The following is a 20,022-nucleotide window of genomic DNA, read 5'->3' on the forward strand; positions in this document are numbered from 1 at the left end:
GGAATGAATTCTGAAAAAGAAACTTTCCAATCTAAAAATTATATTTCAAAATCTTTATTCTATAGATTTTCTCAATTCGTGGGCTTTTTACTTGGAGCACGTTTTTTTGTCGCTGCCTTATTAACATTTGCCCTTTACGTTTCTACTTTTTTTCTGTTTAATCAGGAAGAATCTTTTAGAAATTTCGTCTTTGATTTTAAAGTACACGGTATTATTTTTTGTACCGTTCTTACCATTTTAGCAGGCGGAATAATCAATCAATTCTACGATCTCGAAAAAGATCATGTGGTAAAACCATTCAGAACCAGAATTCAAAGCTTTATTAAGCAGAAATATTTTTTATATGCTTACCTTGGGCTTAGTGCTATTTCTTTGAGTGTAGCTTGGATGATTTCCCACAATGTATTTATTTTTTTTGTTGTATATCAGTTTTTTATGTGGTTTTACAGCCACAAATTAAGCAGGGTATTAATACTGAATAATCTCACATTCGTAAGTCTTACCCTGTATCCGTTTTTCGGGATGATGGTATATTATGAAACCTTTTCCAAGAAAGTTTTCCTTATGGCTGTTTTTCTTTTCCTTATTCTTTTATGTATTGATATTGTAAAAGATATGCTTACAAGAAGTGTAGATAAAGCATTCGGTTATACTACGATTCCAAACTATTTTAAAAGTAGAAATACAAAAATTATTCTTATATCCTTACTTTTGGTAACCATGGCTGTTTCCATGAAGATTATTACAAAAACAGGTGTGACGGGCTTTATGGCTTATTACTTTGCTGGTGGGTTATTTATTATGATTCTTTGTATTTATCTTTTTTTAAATTCCAGCCGGAAAAGTAGCTTTCTCACATTGAACATATTACGTTTTTGGGTTTTCGTGGGAATTATTGCAATGCTTTTAAACGGAATTGAACATAAATTATAAAAAAATTCTTTAAATAAACTAAGGTTATTATTACCTTTGCGTAATTAAATTTAATAAATAGGAATGCCCATTTTTAATGATACTAAAGTTGCATTTGCAGACAAGTCTGATGCACAATTGAGAAAGGCTTACTGGATGTTTAAAATGATTGAACAGCCTGCACTTACAAGCCTTGGAACATCCGTTCTTAATTTTACAGTACACAACAACTTTCCATTCGTTACCGGAATTGTAAAAAACACCCTGTTTGAACAGTTTTGTGGCGGTGAAACACGTGAAGAAAGTATGAAGGTTGTAAAACAGCTTTTCAAAAGAGGAGTTGGAAGTATTTTCGATTATTCTATTGAAGGAAAAGAAGACGAAGAAACTTTTGATGCAGTTTGTAAGGAAATTAAAGATATTGTAAGATTCTCAGTAGGAAATCCGGCAATTCCATTTATTGTATTTAAGCCTACGGCATTCGGAAGAATTGATCTTTATGAAGCCGTTGGAAAAGGAGCAGAGCTTACTACAAGTCAGAAAGAAGAATGGGAGAGAGTAGTAAGAAGATTTGATGAGGTGTGTGCTCTTTGTCATGAAAATGATAAAAAAGTGATGGTGGATGCTGAAGAAACGTGGATGCAGGATTCAGCAGATCAGCTTTGCGAAGAAATGATGGAGAAATATAACCAGGAAAAGCCGATTGTTTGGAATACAATCCAAATGTACAGAACGGGAAGACTGGAATATATGGAAGCGCACCTTCAGAGAGCAAGAGAGAAAAATTATTTCATTGGATATAAGATCGTACGTGGAGCTTATATGGAGAAAGAAAGAGCGAGAGCAGCAGAAAAAGGATATGCAGATCCAATTCAGCCAAGTAAAGAAGCTTCAGATAAGAATTATAATGCAGGAATTGATTTTGTAATGAATCATCTGGATAAAGTATCAGCATTCTTTGGAACACACAATGAAATTTCTTCCGAATTGATTATGGATAAAATGAAATCCAAATCATTGGAAAGCGGAAATCCTCACGTTTATTTTGGGCAGCTTTACGGGATGAGTGATAATATAACCTTCTATTTATCCGACAAAGGTTATAATGTGGCTAAATACCTTCCATATGGACCTGTAAAAGATGTTGTGCCATATCTTACGAGAAGAGCTCAGGAAAATACCTCTGTAGCCGGACAAACGGGAAGAGAACTTGGATTGATCAAAAAGGAACTTGAAAGAAGAAAAAGCAGCAGATAAGCTTTTGAATATATAAAAAAGACCCGCAAATTTTGCGGGTCTTTTTATTTAAGTTAATTAAATGGGTATATAGTATTATTTTTTTTATTTAAATTCATGATAATTAATGTATTTAACTATAGTATTAATTATTTGTTAAAATATTTAAATATTTATTGTTAATTTTATTTAAAATTTTTATATTTGATATAATTATTAAAATAGATAAAAATCGTATTTATATAAAATTTCCGGATACTATTATGGGGGGTCTTTAAAGAGGCTAAAATGTATCGGAAAAATTCATATTTAAATTTAAAAAACAATAAAGCAAATAGCTTTAGTTTTCTTCTTCAAATATTTTTTAGCCTGACTATTTTCTTTAGTCAGGTTTTTTATGGCTCAAAACTTTCGAATTTTCCGTTTTCGTAGAACAAAACAATACGTTTTATTTTATTTGTTTGATTTCCAATAGCTTGACTTATTATTTCTTCGGGAGAAATTTCTAATCGCTGAGAATCGGATATTTTTTCTGCGGCTTTACCGGAGGATGGTATAAAGGATTCTCCAGCACTTGTTTGAGGAAGCTCTATTTCCGCCTCAACAGCTCCAAATTCCTCGTCATTGTTCATCATGGTGAAAAGGTCGGGGAGAGGAGTTGTTCTTACCGTATCTCCTTCAGTTTGCTCTTCAGAAATTTCAGGAACAGGCAATTCAGATTTCAGCATTTCACCTTCTCCGGTAACTAACCAATCCCAAAGAAGATCCGGGAATCGGGATTTAATTTTTATGATAAATTCCAGAGAAGGTTTATTTCTTCCGGACATAATATGTGAAATCGAAGAACGTTGTACATCGATTTCATCTGCAAACTCAGATGGAGTAAGATTGGAATACTCTATAACTTTTGAAATTCTTTCGTTTAAACTCATAAAAATAAGCCTTTAATTATGTTACAAATGTAAAACATATAATTTACAAAAGCAAATTACAGATGTAAATAAAATAATTATTTATAAATATACAATTGTAAATAGTTTATAATACACTATAAAACAATAGTTTATATAATATTTACATTTGTTTTTTAATATTGTAATCTATAAATTTAAAAGTACACTTGTGCTAGATTACTTTTATTTTTGATCAATAAATAGAGTTTAATACCTAAATTTTGGATATATAAAAACTTATTAGACATCATTTTTTCTAAATAAATTACTTTACAATGTTAATCCACGGATAATAGAGATAAATAAGCTTCAAATTTATAAATACCTTTATTTATTTCATAAAATCAGTGCTTTACAGGTTAAAACAAATGTAAATTACTTATGTAAACAGCCTAATAAATGTCTTTTTTACAATTGTTTGAAGGTAAATTTCTTTTATAGTTCAAATTAATTTTTTAATTAAATCTTTTTGTCTTCACGAATCTAAATTTGAACTAAAAATTGATGTTGATTTTAATTTTTTTCAATATTTACATTTGTATATCTAAACGAATAAACAACTTTCCCACATTTTGTTTGTTTAAAAAAAATATGCATAATTGGCTTAAAATAGGGAATAATAGACTTCAAGTATAGTTATAATTAATATTTAGATAAATTTCATAACTAATTGATTTTGTATTGCTTAAATATATTGTTTTGAATTATTCGCAATCCACAATTTTATCCACAGACAAAGTGTCTGTATGGCTTGTTTAACAATGTTACATATGTTATAATGTTATAGAATACTAAAATACCTTATGATAACTTTTGTAAATTACATTTCTAAATCGTAAAAAGTGAGCAAAAATTAATTTTCAGACCCGTTTACATATGTTAATTTAGTTTTTATGCATTAAAATGGTTAATTTTGATTCTTGTAAACTATACTTCGAACAATGAACTTTGAACATATTTATTCTCCAAGCCCTGATTTCCCAAATCGCTATATTTCCCCTGAAAAATTATTTTCATACTTACAGACAAATCTCAGCGATTATGTTCAGGAGATCGGAAAATCGTTTTTAGATAAACCTATTTATCAGTTAAGCATCGGAACCGGAAATATTCATGTACTCGCTTGGTCGCAAATGCATGGTAATGAATCTAACGCTACTCATGCTATGTTAGATCTTTTGACGAGTCTTGATAAAGCTCCTGAAATGAAAGAAGATTTATTCAGTAAGATCAGATTAGATTTTATCTTTATGTTAAATCCTGACGGTTCTGAAAGATGGACGAGACTGAATGCTGCAGATATTGATCTAAACCGTGATTTTCATAATGAGGCTAGTACAGAGATTAAATTTCTAAAAAAAGCAGCTGCTTCCAAGAAGTATGATTATGCACTAAACCTTCATGAGCAAAGAACTATTTTTACGACTGACGGTATTCACCCGGCAACTCTTTCTTTTCTGGCTCCTTCTGAAAATGTAGAACGTACAGTAACAGAGAACAGGAAAAAATGTATGGCAGTAATTGGTAGTGTTTATAATCATTTAAAAGAAATGATTCCTAATCAGATTGGGAGATATTCTGATGAATTCTATCCAACTTCGACCGGAGATAACTTTATAAAAGCAGGAATGCCTACCATATTATTTGAAGGAGGTCATTTCGTAGATGACTATACAAGAAAAGGTACCCGAAAATATTATACTATCGCTTTATATTATGCATTAAAGGCAATCAGTGAACTTAATTCTGATACTACAGGTTGGGAAACTTATCTTGAAATTCCGGAAAATCAGGAAACACATTATGATATTATATATAGGAATGTAAAACTGAATACAGATCATGAATGTATTTTAGACATTGCTGTTCAGTATAGAGAGATGAAGGAAGAAGGGCAGGAGGATATTTCCTTTGTTCCTTTTGTAATGGAAGCCGGAGATGTGAAGAAGAGAAAAGGCTGGTTGGAAATAGATTGTACAGGAAAGAAATTTGTTTCAACTAATAAATATCCAAAGCTGGATGCAGTAGTGGATTTTAAAATAGAAGATTAAAAGTTTCGGCAATCCAAAGGATTGCCGAACTTGTTATTAAAATAGAGATATGAACATGTAAAGAGACTAGGAATTCTCTCTATGATATTTTATGTTTAGATTGTTCAAAGTACACGTCTATTTTAGATAAAGGATCTTCGTAATTTATTTTGAGTAGCAAATAGGCTTTATCCCGTTCGTTTCATAAAAATTTCATTCAATGATTTTAGCTAAAACTTATAAAAATAAACCTCTGGAAAAGCTCCGGAGGTTTTATGATAATAATATGTTTAGATTCTTTCAGAATGACAAAATGAACATTTGTTTTCAGATAAAGTATCTACATAATTAGTAAAATCAACAAAAGATAAGGGCATGAAATTTTAGTTCACCACTTTAATTCCGCTTGCAAGGAATCTGATCTCTTCTTTCGGCTGTGTAATAGCATCAATTTCAGATTGAGGTTTCTTAGCATCTTCTGCATAATGTTTTTGCTCATCCACAGAAATTACTTTTCTTTCTGCATTTCCTTCCAATACTACATTTTTACCTTTTAAAGCAGTTGGAACGAAGAAAGCATAATCCTTCATCTTTACGAAAAACTGCGAATTATCTTCAGTTTGGATTGTTAACCAGCAACCTTTTTTCTCACAAACATCAGTTACTTTCCCTTTGATTGCTACATTTTCCAGCTTTTTATTTTCTTTTTTAAGCTTCTTTCCTAATTTTTCTACAGAAATTGCTTTAGATTCAGTATTGGAAGCAACTCCTGCTCCGTAAGCATCCCCTACAAGGGCATTTCCTACCGGTGGACCTACTTTTTTTTGAGATGTTTCCTGTGCAAAAGCAAGAGTAGAAGCACTTACAGCCGCCGCAAATAATATCGCTTTGAATTTCATTGTTAATATTTTTCCCAAAAATAGTAATTAAAATCGAATCATAAACTGATAAATATTGATAAAAAATAGGATGATCAGTAAAATTTTAATAAAATTCAAAATGAATGAGAGTTTTGTTTATATTTGACGCCTATACTTGACTATGCAAAAAAAACTGAAACTATGGGATGCCATTATGCTTGTAATGGGGTCTATGATCGGAAGCGGAATCTTTATCGTAAGTGCCGATATGATGCGGAATATGGGCTCCGGCTTCTGGATGATTGTTGTATGGATCATAACAGGTGTAATGACGGTAGCCGCGGCAATAAGTTACGGTGAACTGTCTGCACTGTTCCCAAAAGCAGGCGGACAATATACTTATCTGAAAGAGATTTTTGGAAAAAGAATGGGCTTTTTGTATGGCTGGGGATTATTTACAGTGATACAAACTGGAACAATTGCTGCTGTAGCAATGGCTTTTGGTAAATTTACGGCGTATCTTATTCCTTCTCTTAATGATGCTACACCTATCATTCAAAGTGGTGAGTTTAAAATTACATGGATACAAATTTTAGCAATTGCAGTAATACTTGTACTTACCTATATCAATACACGAGGAGTACAAAGTGGTAAAATACTTCAGAATATATTTACAGGATCAAAAATCATAGCATTAATAGGGCTTATTGCATTAGGCTTTATATTGGTTGATTTTTCTCATTTAGCTGAAAATTTCAGCTGGGGAACAGATGCTTTTAGCAATCTTAAAAAAGATATCAGTGGAAATTTCTTAAAAGAAGGTTGGGAGCCTATTGGGGGAATGACTTTATTGGGAGGTATCGCGGCGGCTATGGTTGGGTCTGTTTTTAGTTCTGTGGCATGGGAAAGTGTAACATTTGTGTCTGGGGAAATAGAAAACCCTAAGAAAACTGTAGTAAAATCAATGATTTATGGTACTTCAGCTGTAATGATTCTTTATATCGCGGTAAATTTTGTCTACTTAAATGCATTGGATAGGGATTTGATTGCATTTGCAGCTAATGACAGAGTAGCAGTAGCAGCATCACAAAATATTTTTGGAAGTGCAGGAACTATTATTATTGCCTTGTTGGTTATGATTTCTACTTTTGGATGTGATAATGGATTGATCTTAGCCGGTGCCAGGGTTTTCCAGACTATGGCAAAAGATGGAATGTTCTTTCAGTCGGCGGTGAAGAATAATAAAAATGAAGTGCCGGAAAATGCATTATGGATGCAGGGTGTCTGGGCTTCTCTATTATGTTTGAGCGGGCAGTACGGAAACTTACTGGATATGATTTCCTTTGTGATCGTTCTGTTTTATATGATTACGGTCTTTGGGGTGATTTATCTGAGAATAAAGCAGCCAGCATTGGAAAGACCTTACAAAACATGGTTATATCCGGTTACTCCAATCATTTATTTGATAATAGGAACCTGTTTTTGTATTCTTCTTTTAATATATAAACAACAATATACATGGCCAGGGTTTCTATTAGTTCTTCTTGGGCTTCCGGTGTATTATTTTATTAATCGGAAAAAGGCAAATAGCTAAGTAAAATAATGAATATAATATAGATAATAGATTCAGGGCTTTCAATTCAGTTTGAAGGTCCTTCTTTTTGAATAATATTTTAATTTATTATGGCAATTATTTAGTGAAAATGTGTATTTTGGTATTTCGTTTTTAAGGAAACGGAACCATGAAGTAAAAACAATAAGTTATGGATACACCAAATTACAGAATGCCCTTCGTACCGTCTACACTAATGACAGAAGGAGGCAGTATCGATACCTGCGATATGGGAGAAAGTATAGCCCATAATATTATGCTGCTGATCACTACTAAAAAAGGAGAGAACAGATACGATGAAAACTATGGAAATGATGTTTGGAACCTGGAGTTTGATAACGGAGTGACAAGCGCCATTTGGGAAAGCGTTTTTATCAAAAGCCTTAGAAGGCAGATCCAGGAATATGAACCGAGGATTGTACAGCCGCAGATAGATGCCAATATACAATTTGTAGAACACAGCTACGATACTAAAGAACACACCGAAATCAAAAAGAAAGTAAGAATTGCCATCAATGCCAAGATGGAGGAAACAGGAGAACGTTTCAGTTTTTCAACGGAACTTTTCCTAAGCCCGATGTCTATTGATTAACATTTCTAACAGCGAAAAAAAATTATGAATTTAGATCAGAATATTTATTCTAAAGAATCAGTAAAAGCAAGAATGCTTCAGAATGCAACTAAAGTTTGGGGACTGAAAAGCCCGCAGTCTTTAGATCCGTTTGTCAAATTATTAATTGACGCATTCAGTACAGAAGTTTTCAAAGCAAATAACGAAATACAGACAGTAAATGCCCGAATTTTCGAAAAACTGGCAAAACTGTTGACTCCTTCTATTTATACACATCCTATTCCGGCACATTCCGTGGCTTTTACACAACCTTATGAATCTTCTGAGGTATTGCTGGAACATACGGAATTTTTCTTCCGTAAGCAGATGACTTCTACAATTAAATCGGAGTCTGATAAGCAATTGAATATTCCTTTTACACCTGTAGGAAATGTAAGAATCAATAAGGTGCATACTTCCATTATGTTTGTAGGAAATACCTGTTATAGTATTGATGACCGTTTCAATAAAATTCCTATTGCAAGATTTCAGGGAAAGCCTGAAGATTATAGAAAAGTGACTGTAGGAGTGGATGTAAGCAAATATGTAAGTGAGAATTTTCCTAAATATTTAAGTATATTTTGCTCCAATCCTGCATTTGAACATCTGGATTTTGTGTATAAGTTATTGCCTTATATTACAGTGTCAAGTAATGGAAATCCCTTATTTGTAAGAGAAGGGTTAAGTTATCTTACAGAAAACCAGCCCGATGGATATGAGCAAATGTTTAAAGAACAATCCATCCGAAATAAAGTGATCGAAGATATAAAAAGTATTTATCGTCATAAGTTCATTGAGATTACCGGAATTTCCAATAGTCTTTTCTCAGAACCGGGGCAGCTTCCGCAGAATCTTGAATTCCTTGCTTCAAAAGAAGAAGTAACAAAATATATTGATAATAAGCGTTATCTATGGCTTACTTTTGAATTCCCGCCACAATTCTCTGCAGAAATTCTGGATAACTTCTCATTCGTGCTAAATGCTTTCCCAATCTACAACAGAGGCTGGAAGAAAACAGAATACAGTCTTGATATTATGGGAAATAATATTCCTTTGGTAACAGATGAAGGAGAACATTTCTTATATGTAGATGAGGTTCAGGATGGAGACGGAAGAAAATATACCGAGATCCCTTTTACCCCGGCTGATGATCTTAAAAAAGGATTATACACGGTAAGAAAAGGAGGAATGGAACGTTTCACCAGCAGAAATGCCGTAGATATGATCGCAAACGTTCTTGAGCTTACAAGAGATGAAATTGCTGCATTTTCACTTTTAAACAGAGATAATGTAAAAGGCGTTCTGAGTGAAATGTCTGACAAGATGAAATCTATGGTACAGAAAGTAAATAATGCCAAAAGAAATATCAGACAAGAACTGAACTATGTGATCATGGAACCTGTTGAAAAAACAGACCACACTTATGCTTCTTTTTGGGTTACCCATTGTACTTTTGCTAATCATATGCGTCCTGGAACAGAACTTTCCAACCAGTTGAAATCTCAGACCGTAGTATTGCTTTCCGAAACATTGGGTGGTGCTGAAGAACAAAAAGGAACAGATAGCATTCAGGCTTATAAATATGCACTGACTACAAGAGATAAGATTATTTCCCTTGAAGACGTGAAAAACTACTGCCGAATGATTCTGAAAGATGAATTAAGGGAAGTAAGAGTAAGAAGAGGAACCATGATTAGCAATAAACCTAAAGAAGGTTTTGTAAGAACTGTTGAAGTAGAAATTGTTCCGCAGAATTACTCTTTCTATGGAAGAGCATATTGGGAAAATATGGCAAATATTCTTAGAAATCAGATTATTGCCAAAGCAATAGATGGTATAGAATACCTTGTGAAAGTAACTAACGAAGACGTTGAGTTTCAGGATATGTAAAATTTAAATCATCATATAAAATGTCGTAGAAATACGGCATTTTTTTATCACAAATATCTTATAATTAAAATTCAAAGATCTGTAAGTAACAATCAGAATAAAATAAATTCAATAGAAACGGGCTTCAGCCCGTTTTTTTATAGACACATATCCACCGGCTTTAGCCAAAACTTATTGCATCATCTCACATTATAATCTTCTTAAATATTTCCCAAATCCTTACAATTCGGAAAGAAATCCAAACCTGCCATAAAAGAATTTATAAACAAATTTATGCTCCTGATAATAAAAAAAATTCCATAAAATTCCGTAATTTTGCACGTTGTGATTTTCAGGCAAAGTCACTCCAAATTATGAGCAAATCAACAGAATATATAGAAGTTTACGGAGCACGTGAACACAACCTGAAAAATATTAATGTTAAAATTCCGCGCAATGAGCTGGTAGTAATTACCGGGCTTTCAGGAAGTGGAAAATCGTCCCTTGCCTTTGATACTATTTTTGCAGAAGGTCAGCGTCGTTATATAGAAACATTCTCTGCTTATGCACGTCAGTTTTTGGGCGGGCTGGAACGTCCTGATGTAGATAAAATTGAAGGACTTTCACCAGTTATTGCCATCGAGCAGAAAACAACTAATAAAAACCCTCGTTCCACAGTAGGAACTGTTACAGAACTCTATGACTTTTTACGTCTTCTGTATGCAAGAGTTTCAGATGCTTACTCTTTGTCTACAGGGCAGAAGCTGGTGAGCTATACAGAAGATCAGATTCTGGATACCATTAAAGAAAACTACAAAGGAGAGAAGATCATGTTATTGGCTCCTGTTGTACGTTCCAGAAAAGGACATTACCACGAGCTTTTCGTACAGATGGCAAAAAAAGGATATGGACAGGCAAGAATTGATGGTGAATTGCAGGATATTGAATATGATTTAAAGCTTGACCGTTACAAAACCCACGATATTGATATTGTCATCGATCGTTGGATAATCGGAGAAAGCGCTTCAGAAGGCAGAATGGAAAAATCTCTCCGTACAGCAATGGACATGGGAGAAGGAATTATCGGAATCCAGAAGCTGGGAAGTACAGATATTGAATATTTCTCCAAAAATCTGATGGATGCCGAAACAGGACATTCATTGGCATTACCGGAGCCAAATACATTTTCATTCAACTCTCCAAAAGGAAGCTGCCCGGACTGTAAAGGTTTGGGAACAATTAAAAAGATCAATACAGATTATTTTGTAGATAATCCTAAGCTATCCATCAACCAAGGCGGATTATTACCGCTGGAAGACATTAAGTCTAATAAATGGATTCTTGCACAGATCAAAAACATCCTTGAGATCTTCGGGCTGGGAATGACAACTCCGTTACAGGATATTCCTGAAGAAGCTTTGGACTATATTTACAATGGATGTCACAAGGAATTCAATAAAGACCTGAAATATGCAGGAATTACCAAGAAAATAAAGATCAGTTTCGATGGTTTGATTGCTTTCATGGAAGAAATGATTGATGAAAAAGAATCCTATGAAGCGGTTTTACTGGAAAGACACTTTACAACTGAAGAAACCTGCCCGGAATGTCATGGAACACGTCTTCAGCCATCAAGTTTAAGTTTTAAAATCGACGGTAAAAATATTGCTGAGGTTAATGGTTTAAGTTTATCAGACTTAAAAGAATGGTTAGCTGACGTTAAAGATAAATTTTCAGAAAAAAATAAAATAATTGCTCATGAGATCTTAAAGGAAATCGAAACAAGACTTCAGTTCTTACTGGATGTAGGTTTAGATTATTTAAGCTTGAGCAGAAGTTCTAAAACCCTTTCAGGAGGAGAATCTCAAAGAATTCGTCTTGCCACACAGATCGGGTCTCAGCTTGTGAATGTATTGTACATCTTGGATGAGCCAAGTATCGGACTTCACCAAAGAGATAATGAAAGACTGATTCATTCCCTGAAAAACCTTAGAGACATTGGTAACTCTGTTTTAGTGGTAGAGCATGATAAAGATATGATTCTGGAAGCTGATGAGGTTCTGGATATCGGTCCAAGAGCCGGAAAGTTCGGTGGAGAAATTCTTTGGCAGGGAAAACCAAAAGATCTTTTAAAAGCAGATACCATTACCGCACAATATATCAACGGGAAAAGAAAAATTGAAGTTCCGGCAGAAAGAAGAGCAGGAAGCGGTAAAAATATTCTGTTAAAAGGAGCTACAGGAAATAATCTGAAAAACGTAACGCTTGATATCCCATTAGGAAAACTGGTTGTGGTAACCGGAATTTCAGGAAGCGGAAAATCTTCACTGATTAACGGAACACTTTACCCAATCCTTAACAAGCATTTTTATAGAGCAGTTCAGGAGCCTTTACCCTATAAAAAGATTGAAGGACTTGATAATATTGATAAAATTGTAGACGTTGACCAGACACCGATCGGAAGAACACCGCGTTCAAATCCTGCAACATATACCGGAATGTTTACAGATATCAGAAACCTTTTTGCAGAATTGCCGGAAAGTAAAATCCGTGGTTACAAGCCGGGAAGATTTTCTTTCAACGTAAAAGGCGGAAGATGTGAAACCTGTCAGGGTGGAGGATTGAAAGTTATTGAAATGAATTTCCTTCCTGATGTATACGTTCACTGCGAAACATGTAACGGAAAACGTTTCAACAGAGAAACACTGGAGGTTCGCTACAAAGGAAAATCTATCTCCGACGTATTGGATATGACCATTGATGAAGCAGTAGAGTTCTTCCAGCCGATTCCTAAGATTTTTGCAAAAGTAAAAACATTACAGGACGTAGGGTTGGGATATATTACACTCGGGCAACAGTCAACTACTCTTTCAGGAGGTGAAGCACAACGTATCAAACTGGCAACAGAACTGGCAAAAAGACAAACCGGGAATACCTTATATATTCTGGACGAGCCTACCACCGGATTACACTTTGAAGATGTTAAAATTCTGATGGATGCAATTAATAAATTGGTAGAACTTGGAAATTCGTTCATCATTATTGAACATAATATGGATGTAATTAAACTTGCAGACCACATCATAGACGTAGGACCAGAAGGAGGAAAACATGGTGGACAGATTGTAGCTCAGGGAACTCCCGAAGAAATTGTGAAATCTAAGAAGAGCTTGACAGGGAAATTCCTGAAGAGAGAATTAGAATAAAATAGATTAATCTAAGTATACAAAAGAATTTGCGAAAGCAGATTCTTTTTTTATTTTTACCACTACCAAATCTAAATGTTAATCATGAGAAAATATACAATTCTGGCGCTGTTTCCGCTTCTTTTATCATGTAAAAAAGAAAAACCAGTATCTACAACACCTGTTGAAGCAAAAACTCAGAAAACAGATAGTATTAAAGTTAATGAAGTAGAATATCAATTAGATAAAAATACAGTATTTGGAGTGTATCAATTGACGGATAAAGATATCGCTATCTGTATGCCGGTTCAGTTTGGCTATGTTGATCTGCCGTTATCCAAAAAATATGAAAATTTCCTTGCTAAAGACTCTCTTCCGTGGATATATGGTAAAGATATGAAGGATTATAAATACTACGATACTTTGTCTGTAGATCGATTAATTTATAATAAAAGGTTTGAGGATGTCTTTAAAAAAGAAATGAAAGAAAGCTATTTCGTCTATGGAACACAATCTTTTCAGGAGTGTAAAATTAAAAAGGTAGTTTTTCAGTCTACAGAATGTGGTAATGATTATATAGCCTATATTCTCAATGTTGATAAAAATCAAATTGGACATCCGCTAATTGCTTCAGAAAAAGAAATTCCCTTGAAATATGATAATGATTATAAAGAAATCAATAAAACTATAAAAAAATCTGCCGCTAAAGAAAGTACAGAAAATAATTACGGATTTGGAAACTATACTCCTTTGGTTTACGGAAATTATAAAAACCTTTATTTCACCTATTACGACGATTTTAAATGGTATAATAAAAAATCCGGATCCAATTGCCAATTTCCTGAAAGAGCAATCTTTGAATTAGATTCCAAAGGAAAAGCAAAGATGTTGTGGAGTTCTGAAATGGATCTTCTTGGGTTGCCTTGTCTTTAGTCTGTAAAACCTTTGATGATGAGTTTTTTGGACAAATAATCATCAAGAAACGTTAAGAATAGCTTATCTAGCTTAAAATGTTTAAGTTGCGTGTTTTAAATGTGTTTTTATTTTGTATTATAGATTAAAATTCTATAAAAAATATAGGTAAAACTGTAATAATTTAATAACAAATTCATGTTAGTTTTGTCAAACCATAAAATTAAAACTATATGAAAAATTTAAAGAAACTGACTAAAGTAGATTTGAAGTCAGTGTACGGAGGGCAGCCAAAACAATATTGTACGTATTGCGAATGGGCGGACAAAGTATTTTGCAGCGAAATTCCAATCGTTCAGTGTCCATAAAAAATTAAGACCGCTTTTATAAGCGGTCTTTCTATTGATGGGTACTTTGTATAAAGCTTTTCATTTCAGTTTTAAGATCTCTGGAACTTTTAATAGAATCAAAAATGATATTGTCAATTTTCCATTTTTTATCCATATTAATCAGTTCTATTTTATCCTTCCATATTACCTTTGGATTTGCCATATCATATTCAAATTGAACAAGAGCCTCTGCAGTCTTTCCTTTAACAGTAATAGATTCTATTTTATAATTGGTATAACCCTCGTATAAACTTGAAAAAATGGCGCCTTCAAATATCAAAGGCTTTTCATCAGGATGATCACTGTTCTTTACTTTTTCGATATCCGTTTTTGAGGCATTTATTGCACCTTCCAAAATGCTTTTTAAGTCTTTAGAAAATAAATCCTCAGAAATAGGCTCGTTATAAATGGCTTCATTAGACTTGCCATACTTTTTATAAAGTTCATCTACCTGCATTCCGATGGCTGTATTATCGGAGGTAGCTGATGAGGTAGTATTTTTTTTGCATGAGATAAAAAAGATTAGAATGCTTATGTATAGAAATAATTGCTTCTTCATGAAAAATATTTTAAGGAAATGTTCAAATCCTGTACCAATAAAACATGAAGTTGTTGAAAATGGAGAATTTAATGAAGATTAAAAGAGATAAGCTGAAGCAATCATAAAAATCAATACATTTGATTAGATAAAAAAATGATGGATCCTATACTTAACGTTGTTTTTCGTTCCCTTTGCGTTTATCTTTTTATGGTAATTGCAATTCGTTTGTTTGGTAAGAATCAACTTTCCCAGCTGAATGCAGGAGATGTGGTTTTGCTATTATTAATTTCCAATGCGGTACAGAACGCTATGGTAGGTTCTAATACTTCGCTTGAAGGAGGTATAGTTGCGGCATTGGTTTTGTTTGTTGCTAATTTTATTCTTAAAAGATTTATGTTTTCCAGTCGTTCCTTTGAAACATTGATGGAAGATGATCCTGTAGTTCTGATCAAAGACGGTATTGCGGACCAGGCAGCACTGAACAGGGTGAAGATTACACAAAGCGAATTGGAAGAGGCAATCAGAGAGCATGGTATAGAAAATATTAAAAATGTTAAGCTATCCGTTTTGGAAGTTGATGGAAATATCAGTGTGGTTTCAGAAGATGAAAAAAGTAAGCAGACCCATTATTCAAGAATTAAAAGAAAATATAAAAGAAAATATCACTAATCATAATGAATTACGAATTAAGAGAAATGCTTCCCAATGACGAAGCGAGAGTCTTGGAAATCTTTAAGCAGGGAGTAGATGGCGGAATCGCTACTTTAGAAACAGAAGTACCTACCGTTGAAGCTTGGAATATGCAGTATTTCAACGATTGTCGTTGGGTATTGGAAAATGAAAATAACGAAGTGGTGGGATGGTGTGCCTTAAAACCCGTGAGTAAAAGAGAGTGCTTTAAAGGAGTTGCAGAAGTAAGCATTTATTTTGATAACGAATATCAAGGTAGGGGATTGGGTTCAGTATTGCTTAAAAAGCTGATTTTGGATAGCGAAGACCACGGATTCTGGACATTGCAGACCAATATCTTCTCCGAAAATGAAATGGCAATAAAGTCTCATCAGAAAAATGGCTTCAGAGTGGTAGGCGTTCGTAAGAAAATAGGAAAACTCAACGGAGTGTGGAAAGACTTGATCATGATGGAAAAAAGAAGTGAAATCATACAATAAAATAACTCTAACCTTTAAACCTTTAATCTCAAAGCATGAATTCTAGTATTGGCACCAACCTTGATATATTTATAATCAATTCTGAAAAGTGAAATAATGAAAAATATATTTAAAATTACAGGTGCTCTTATAGTAGCAGTGATGTTAACCTCTTGTGTTGTTCATGATAACGGTCATAGAGTAAAAAAAGTACCACCGGGACAAGCTAAAAAAATATATGGCGGAAGTGCAAAAGATTATGCTCCGGGACAAGTGAAAAAAAGAAACGGGTATTAAAAAAATATAAAAAATAGAAATTCATTAATTAATTTTTTCATTGAAGCTATTTTGGTATTAACCTTGATATATTTCGCTACTAAGTTTGAAAAAGTGAAAATAATGAAAAGTATGTTTAAGATTATGGGAGCAGGTGTAGTAGTGTTCATGCTGGCATCTTGTGTAGTACATGAACCTCACGGAAGAAGAATGCCTCCCGGTCATGCGAAAAGAGTATATGGTGGTAGCGCAAGATATTATGCGCCTGGTCATACTAAAACGGTTTATATTTATGAAGATCGTGGTCATCACCACAGAGGGCGTGGTCATAGACACCACAGATAATAAAAAAGCACTGAATATTTCAGTGCTTTTACTTTTTTTGTCATTATAGCCTTGACTTTTTCGGATTTAGCAGGGTATCAAAAATCAATACTTCCTGTCCGAATTTATTTTCAATATGCTCTGCAATATTTTTCAGCTCACTTTCAAGAAAATCATTTCTTAGATCATCATTATCAAATATTAGGAGAAGGTTATAATTCTTTCCTTCATCAATATAATCACTATGAACTTCCGAAAGGATATATTGGTTTACATCCATCAGATTTTCGGTCATTAAAACCAATGTTTCGTCAATATAATTTTCCCATTCTTCCAGATTATTTTTTGTGCAGTGGAAAGTTATACTTAATACGCTCATATTTTAAGAATTTTTAAGATTTTGTGGATAAATTCTAGGGCAAAAATCGGCATTTTTTTCGTAAATTAGCCCGTTAATAAAAATTCAAAATAAATAATTTTCAGACTTCCAGCTAAGGGTCTGACTATCATTATAATAAAATTTGTTTATGCAAAAAGAAGGAGAAAGACTGATTCCTATCAACATTGTTGATGAAATGAAGTCGTCTTATATCGATTATTCGATGTCGGTTATCGTTTCAAGAGCGCTACCAGACGTAAGAGACGGCTTGAAACCCGTTCATAGAAGAGTACTTTACGGTATGTATGGACTAGGGGTTTTTTCGAATAGAAAATATTTAAAATCTGCGAGAATTGTTGGGGACGTTTTGGGTAAATATCACCCGCACGGAGACTCTTCTGTATACGATGCGATGGTGAGAATGGCTCAGGACTGGAGCTTACGTTACCCTCAGGTAGACGGACAGGGTAACTTTGGTTCTATGGATGGTGACCCGCCTGCAGCAATGCGTTATACCGAAGCAAGACTGAAAAAGATCTCTGATGAGGTTCTTTCTGACCTTGACAAAGAAACGGTTGACTTCCAGAATAACTTCGACGACAGTTTGCAGGAGCCAACAGTAATGCCAACGAAAATCCCTAACCTTTTGGTAAACGGTGCTTCAGGTATTGCGGTAGGTATGGCAACGAATATGGCGCCACATAACCTATCAGAATCAGTAGATGCAATTTGTGCTTATATTGATAATAAAGATGTTACCATTGATGAATTAATGCAGCACATCATTGCTCCGGATTTCCCTACAGGAGGTATTATCTACGGATATGACGGAGTGAGAGACGCTTTCCACACAGGAAGAGGAAGAGTAGTGCTTAGAGCAAAAGTTAACTTTGAAGAAATCGGAAACAGAAATGCAATTATTGTAACAGAAGTTCCTTATCAGGTTAACAAAGCTGAAATGATCGCCAGAACAGCAGAGCTTGTTAAAGACGAGAAAATTCCAGGTATCCACGAGATCAGAGATGAATCAGACAGAAAAGGACTTCGTGTTGTTTACGAATTGAAAAACGATGCTATTCCAAATGTTGTACTGAACCTATTATATAAATATACAGCACTTCAGACTTCTTTCAGCGTTAATAATATTGCGTTGGTACACGGAAGACCTGAACAGCTGAACCTAAAAGATATCATTCATCACTTTGTAGAGCACAGACATGAGGTAATCGTAAGAAGAACTCAGTTTGAGCTTAAAAAAGCAAAAGAAAGAGCGCATATCCTTGAAGGTTTCATGAAAGTAATCGGAACTCAGGATTCATTAGATAAAGCTATTTCAATTATCCGTCACAGTGCGAACCCTCAGGCTGCTAAAGAAGGCTTGATCGAAGCATTCGAACTTTCAGAAATTCAGGCTCAGGCGATTCTTGATCTAAGATTAGCTCGTTTAACAGGAATGGAACTTGATAAGATCCGTGACGAGTACGATGCAATCATGAAAGAAATTGCTAATTTGGAAGATATTCTTGCGAACGAGCCAAGAAGATTCCAGATCATCAAAGATGAATTGATCGAAGTTAAAGAAAAATATGGTGACGAAAGAAGAACTGAAATTGATTATTCAGGAGGAGAAATGTCTATTGAAGATATTATTCCGAATGAATCTGTAGTTCTTACAATTTCTCACGCAGGATATATTAAGAGAACTTCACTTTCAGAATACAAAATCCAAAGTAGAGGTGGTGTAGGTAATAAAGCTGCAACTACAAGAGATTCAGACTTCCTTGAATATATTGTATCAGCAACAAACCACCAGTACATGTTGTTCTTTACAGAAAAAGGAAGATGTTATTGGCTAAGAGTATTTGAAATTCCAGAAGGCTCAAAAACAGCAAAAGGAAGAGCAGTACAAAATCTTATCAACATTGAACCGGACGATAAAATCAAAGCATATATCAGAACCAACAACCTTAAGGATTCTGAGTATGTGAACCAGATGAGTGTAGTAATGGTAACTAAAAACGGTACCATCAAGAAAACATCATTGGAAGCCTATTCAAGACCAAGAGTAAATGGGGTAAATGCTATTGAGATCAGAGATAATGACCAGTTATTGGGTGCTTACCTTACTAATGGTACTTCTCAGATCATGATCGCTACTAAAAATGGTAAGTGTATCCGTTTCCCTGAGGAAAAAGTAAGAGAAGTAGGTAGAGGCTCTATCGGAGTACGTGGTATTGCAATGGAAGACAATGATGAGGCTATTGGTATGATTGTTGTGAATGATGTAGAGAACGAAACAGTACTTGTAGTATCTGAAAAAGGATACGGTAAGAGAACTGCAGTAGAAGATTACAGAATTACGAACAGAGGAGGAAAAGGAGTTATCACCCTAAACATTACCGAGAAAACAGGAAATCTGATTGCTATTCAAAACGTAACAGACGAAGATGGATTGATGATTATCAATAAATCTGGTGTTGCTATCAGAATGGGAATGGATGAAATGAGAGTGATGGGTAGAAATACACAAGGGGTAAAACTAATCAATCTTAAGAAAAATGACGAAATTGCAGCCATTGCAAAAGTAGAAATGGATAAAGATGTAGAAGAAGATTCTGAAGAGATGGAAGGTCTTGAAGGGGCTGAAGAAACTGAAGGAGAAGTTCAGGAAGGAATGGAATCACTGTTTGATAACCTTGAAAATGATGATACGACACCTCAGACTGAGGGAAATGAGAATTCTGATTCTGAAGAATAAATTGTACAATTAATATAAAATAGTTATT

At 34.1% G+C, this 20,022-nt stretch carries 18 protein-coding genes; 14 read left to right on the forward strand and 4 right to left on the reverse strand.

The window, feature by feature from the left end; translation table 11 throughout:
- Positions 1–3: 3 nt before the first annotated feature.
- Positions 4–933 carry a UbiA family prenyltransferase gene (locus BBI01_RS08510; protein ID WP_065394261.1) on the forward strand — a complete coding sequence of 310 codons (930 nt, stop codon included), beginning with the start codon at positions 4–6 and terminating at the stop codon, positions 931–933.
- Between the two features lie 63 nt (positions 934–996).
- Positions 997–2,169, forward strand: a complete 1,173-nt coding sequence (locus tag BBI01_RS08515) for a proline dehydrogenase family protein (protein ID WP_065394262.1) — start codon at positions 997–999, stop codon at positions 2,167–2,169.
- Between the two features lie 374 nt (positions 2,170–2,543).
- On the opposite strand, the gene BBI01_RS08520 is transcribed toward BBI01_RS08515, so the two are convergent.
- Positions 2,544–3,080 carry a helix-turn-helix domain-containing protein gene (locus BBI01_RS08520; protein ID WP_065394263.1) on the reverse strand — a complete coding sequence of 179 codons (537 nt, stop codon included), beginning with the start codon at positions 3,078–3,080 and terminating at the stop codon, positions 2,544–2,546.
- A 962-nt stretch (positions 3,081–4,042) separates the two neighbouring features.
- Between BBI01_RS08520 and BBI01_RS08525 the strand changes: the two genes are divergently transcribed.
- Entirely contained in the window at positions 4,043–5,152 is a 1,110-nt protein-coding gene (locus tag BBI01_RS08525; protein ID WP_065394264.1) for a M14 family zinc carboxypeptidase, read from the forward strand.
- Between the two features lie 362 nt (positions 5,153–5,514).
- Here BBI01_RS08525 and BBI01_RS08530 read toward each other — a convergent pair whose 3' ends face one another.
- Positions 5,515–6,030: a DUF4920 domain-containing protein gene (locus BBI01_RS08530; protein WP_065394265.1), complete on the reverse strand. Its 516-nt coding sequence runs from the start codon at positions 6,028–6,030 to the stop codon at positions 5,515–5,517.
- 142 nt (positions 6,031–6,172) lie between these two features.
- On the opposite strand from BBI01_RS08530, the gene BBI01_RS08535 reads away from it, so the two are divergent.
- From BBI01_RS08535 to BBI01_RS22370, 6 genes are all read left to right on the forward strand, one after another.
- Entirely contained in the window at positions 6,173–7,585 is a 1,413-nt protein-coding gene (locus BBI01_RS08535) for an APC family permease (RefSeq protein WP_065394266.1), read from the forward strand.
- 169 nt (positions 7,586–7,754) lie between these two features.
- Positions 7,755–8,195 (forward strand): GPW/gp25 family protein, encoded by a 441-nt coding sequence (locus BBI01_RS08540; RefSeq protein WP_065394267.1) that lies wholly within the window; start codon positions 7,755–7,757, stop codon positions 8,193–8,195.
- 24 nt (positions 8,196–8,219) lie between these two features.
- Positions 8,220–10,103, forward strand: coding sequence for a type VI secretion system baseplate subunit TssF (locus BBI01_RS08545; protein ID WP_065394268.1), 1,884 nt, complete (start codon positions 8,220–8,222; stop codon positions 10,101–10,103).
- A 353-nt stretch (positions 10,104–10,456) separates the two neighbouring features.
- Positions 10,457–13,288: an excinuclease ABC subunit UvrA gene (gene uvrA / locus BBI01_RS08550; protein ID WP_065394269.1), complete on the forward strand. Its 2,832-nt coding sequence runs from the start codon at positions 10,457–10,459 to the stop codon at positions 13,286–13,288.
- Between the two features lie 84 nt (positions 13,289–13,372).
- A complete protein-coding gene (locus tag BBI01_RS08555) occupies positions 13,373–14,200 on the forward strand; it encodes a hypothetical protein (protein ID WP_065394270.1) in 828 nt (275 codons plus the stop codon).
- A 212-nt stretch (positions 14,201–14,412) separates the two neighbouring features.
- Positions 14,413–14,547 (forward strand): bacteriocin-like protein, encoded by a 135-nt coding sequence (locus BBI01_RS22370; RefSeq protein ID WP_076550267.1) that lies wholly within the window; start codon positions 14,413–14,415, stop codon positions 14,545–14,547.
- Positions 14,548–14,578: 31 nt separating this feature from the next.
- Here BBI01_RS22370 and BBI01_RS08560 read toward each other — a convergent pair whose 3' ends face one another.
- Positions 14,579–15,127 (reverse strand): hypothetical protein, encoded by a 549-nt coding sequence (locus BBI01_RS08560; protein ID WP_065394271.1) that lies wholly within the window; start codon positions 15,125–15,127, stop codon positions 14,579–14,581.
- Between the two features lie 138 nt (positions 15,128–15,265).
- Here BBI01_RS08560 and BBI01_RS08565 point away from each other — a divergent pair, with 138 nt between their 5' ends.
- The 4 genes from BBI01_RS08565 to BBI01_RS22505 all read left to right on the forward strand — a co-directional run bounded on the left by BBI01_RS08565 (position 15,266) and on the right by BBI01_RS22505 (position 16,878).
- Positions 15,266–15,778: a DUF421 domain-containing protein gene (locus BBI01_RS08565; protein WP_065394802.1), complete on the forward strand. Its 513-nt coding sequence runs from the start codon at positions 15,266–15,268 to the stop codon at positions 15,776–15,778.
- Between the two features lie 5 nt (positions 15,779–15,783).
- Positions 15,784–16,278 (forward strand): GNAT family N-acetyltransferase, encoded by a 495-nt coding sequence (locus tag BBI01_RS08570; RefSeq protein WP_083190058.1) that lies wholly within the window; start codon positions 15,784–15,786, stop codon positions 16,276–16,278.
- A gap of 96 nt (positions 16,279–16,374) precedes the next feature.
- Positions 16,375–16,554, forward strand: coding sequence for a quinol oxidase subunit 4 (locus BBI01_RS08575; RefSeq protein WP_065394273.1), 180 nt, complete (start codon positions 16,375–16,377; stop codon positions 16,552–16,554).
- A gap of 102 nt (positions 16,555–16,656) precedes the next feature.
- On the forward strand, positions 16,657–16,878 hold the full coding sequence (locus tag BBI01_RS22505) for a hypothetical protein (RefSeq protein ID WP_065394803.1): 222 nt from the start codon (positions 16,657–16,659) through the stop codon (positions 16,876–16,878).
- Positions 16,879–16,921: 43 nt separating this feature from the next.
- On the opposite strand, the gene BBI01_RS08585 is transcribed toward BBI01_RS22505, so the two are convergent.
- The gene (locus tag BBI01_RS08585) at positions 16,922–17,236 is read right to left on the reverse strand and encodes a DUF4286 family protein (RefSeq protein ID WP_065394274.1); all 315 of its coding nucleotides are present in this window, start codon (positions 17,234–17,236) and stop codon (positions 16,922–16,924) included.
- A 148-nt stretch (positions 17,237–17,384) separates the two neighbouring features.
- Between BBI01_RS08585 and gyrA the strand changes: the two genes are divergently transcribed.
- On the forward strand, positions 17,385–19,994 hold the full coding sequence (gyrA, locus tag BBI01_RS08590) for a DNA gyrase subunit A (RefSeq protein ID WP_065394275.1): 2,610 nt from the start codon (positions 17,385–17,387) through the stop codon (positions 19,992–19,994).
- Positions 19,995–20,022: the final 28 nt, after the last annotated feature.

It is taken from the genome of Chryseobacterium artocarpi (genome assembly GCF_001684975.1).
GTDB lineage: Bacteria > Bacteroidota > Bacteroidia > Flavobacteriales > Weeksellaceae > Chryseobacterium > Chryseobacterium artocarpi.

What these genes read in the sequence shown, in the direction of transcription:
- BBI01_RS08510 (WP_065394261.1), top strand. Translation starts at nt 4, where the DNA reads ATGAATTCTGAAAAAGAAACTTTCCAATCTAAAAATTATATTTCAAAA.
- BBI01_RS08515 (WP_065394262.1), top strand. Translation starts at nt 997, where the DNA reads ATGCCCATTTTTAATGATACTAAAGTTGCATTTGCAGACAAGTCTGAT.
- BBI01_RS08520 (WP_065394263.1), bottom strand. Translation starts at nt 3,080, where the DNA reads ATGAGTTTAAACGAAAGAATTTCAAAAGTTATAGAGTATTCCAATCTT.
- BBI01_RS08525 (WP_065394264.1), top strand. Translation starts at nt 4,043, where the DNA reads ATGAACTTTGAACATATTTATTCTCCAAGCCCTGATTTCCCAAATCGC.
- BBI01_RS08530 (WP_065394265.1), bottom strand. Translation starts at nt 6,030, where the DNA reads ATGAAATTCAAAGCGATATTATTTGCGGCGGCTGTAAGTGCTTCTACT.
- BBI01_RS08535 (WP_065394266.1), top strand. Translation starts at nt 6,173, where the DNA reads ATGCAAAAAAAACTGAAACTATGGGATGCCATTATGCTTGTAATGGGG.
- BBI01_RS08540 (WP_065394267.1), top strand. Translation starts at nt 7,755, where the DNA reads ATGGATACACCAAATTACAGAATGCCCTTCGTACCGTCTACACTAATG.
- BBI01_RS08545 (WP_065394268.1), top strand. Translation starts at nt 8,220, where the DNA reads ATGAATTTAGATCAGAATATTTATTCTAAAGAATCAGTAAAAGCAAGA.
- uvrA (WP_065394269.1), top strand. Translation starts at nt 10,457, where the DNA reads ATGAGCAAATCAACAGAATATATAGAAGTTTACGGAGCACGTGAACAC.
- BBI01_RS08555 (WP_065394270.1), top strand. Translation starts at nt 13,373, where the DNA reads ATGAGAAAATATACAATTCTGGCGCTGTTTCCGCTTCTTTTATCATGT.
- BBI01_RS22370 (WP_076550267.1), top strand. Translation starts at nt 14,413, where the DNA reads ATGAAAAATTTAAAGAAACTGACTAAAGTAGATTTGAAGTCAGTGTAC.
- BBI01_RS08560 (WP_065394271.1), bottom strand. Translation starts at nt 15,127, where the DNA reads ATGAAGAAGCAATTATTTCTATACATAAGCATTCTAATCTTTTTTATC.
- BBI01_RS08565 (WP_065394802.1), top strand. Translation starts at nt 15,266, where the DNA reads ATGGATCCTATACTTAACGTTGTTTTTCGTTCCCTTTGCGTTTATCTT.
- BBI01_RS08570 (WP_083190058.1), top strand. Translation starts at nt 15,784, where the DNA reads ATGAATTACGAATTAAGAGAAATGCTTCCCAATGACGAAGCGAGAGTC.
- BBI01_RS08575 (WP_065394273.1), top strand. Translation starts at nt 16,375, where the DNA reads ATGAAAAATATATTTAAAATTACAGGTGCTCTTATAGTAGCAGTGATG.
- BBI01_RS22505 (WP_065394803.1), top strand. Translation starts at nt 16,657, where the DNA reads ATGAAAAGTATGTTTAAGATTATGGGAGCAGGTGTAGTAGTGTTCATG.
- BBI01_RS08585 (WP_065394274.1), bottom strand. Translation starts at nt 17,236, where the DNA reads ATGAGCGTATTAAGTATAACTTTCCACTGCACAAAAAATAATCTGGAA.
- gyrA (WP_065394275.1), top strand. Translation starts at nt 17,385, where the DNA reads ATGCAAAAAGAAGGAGAAAGACTGATTCCTATCAACATTGTTGATGAA.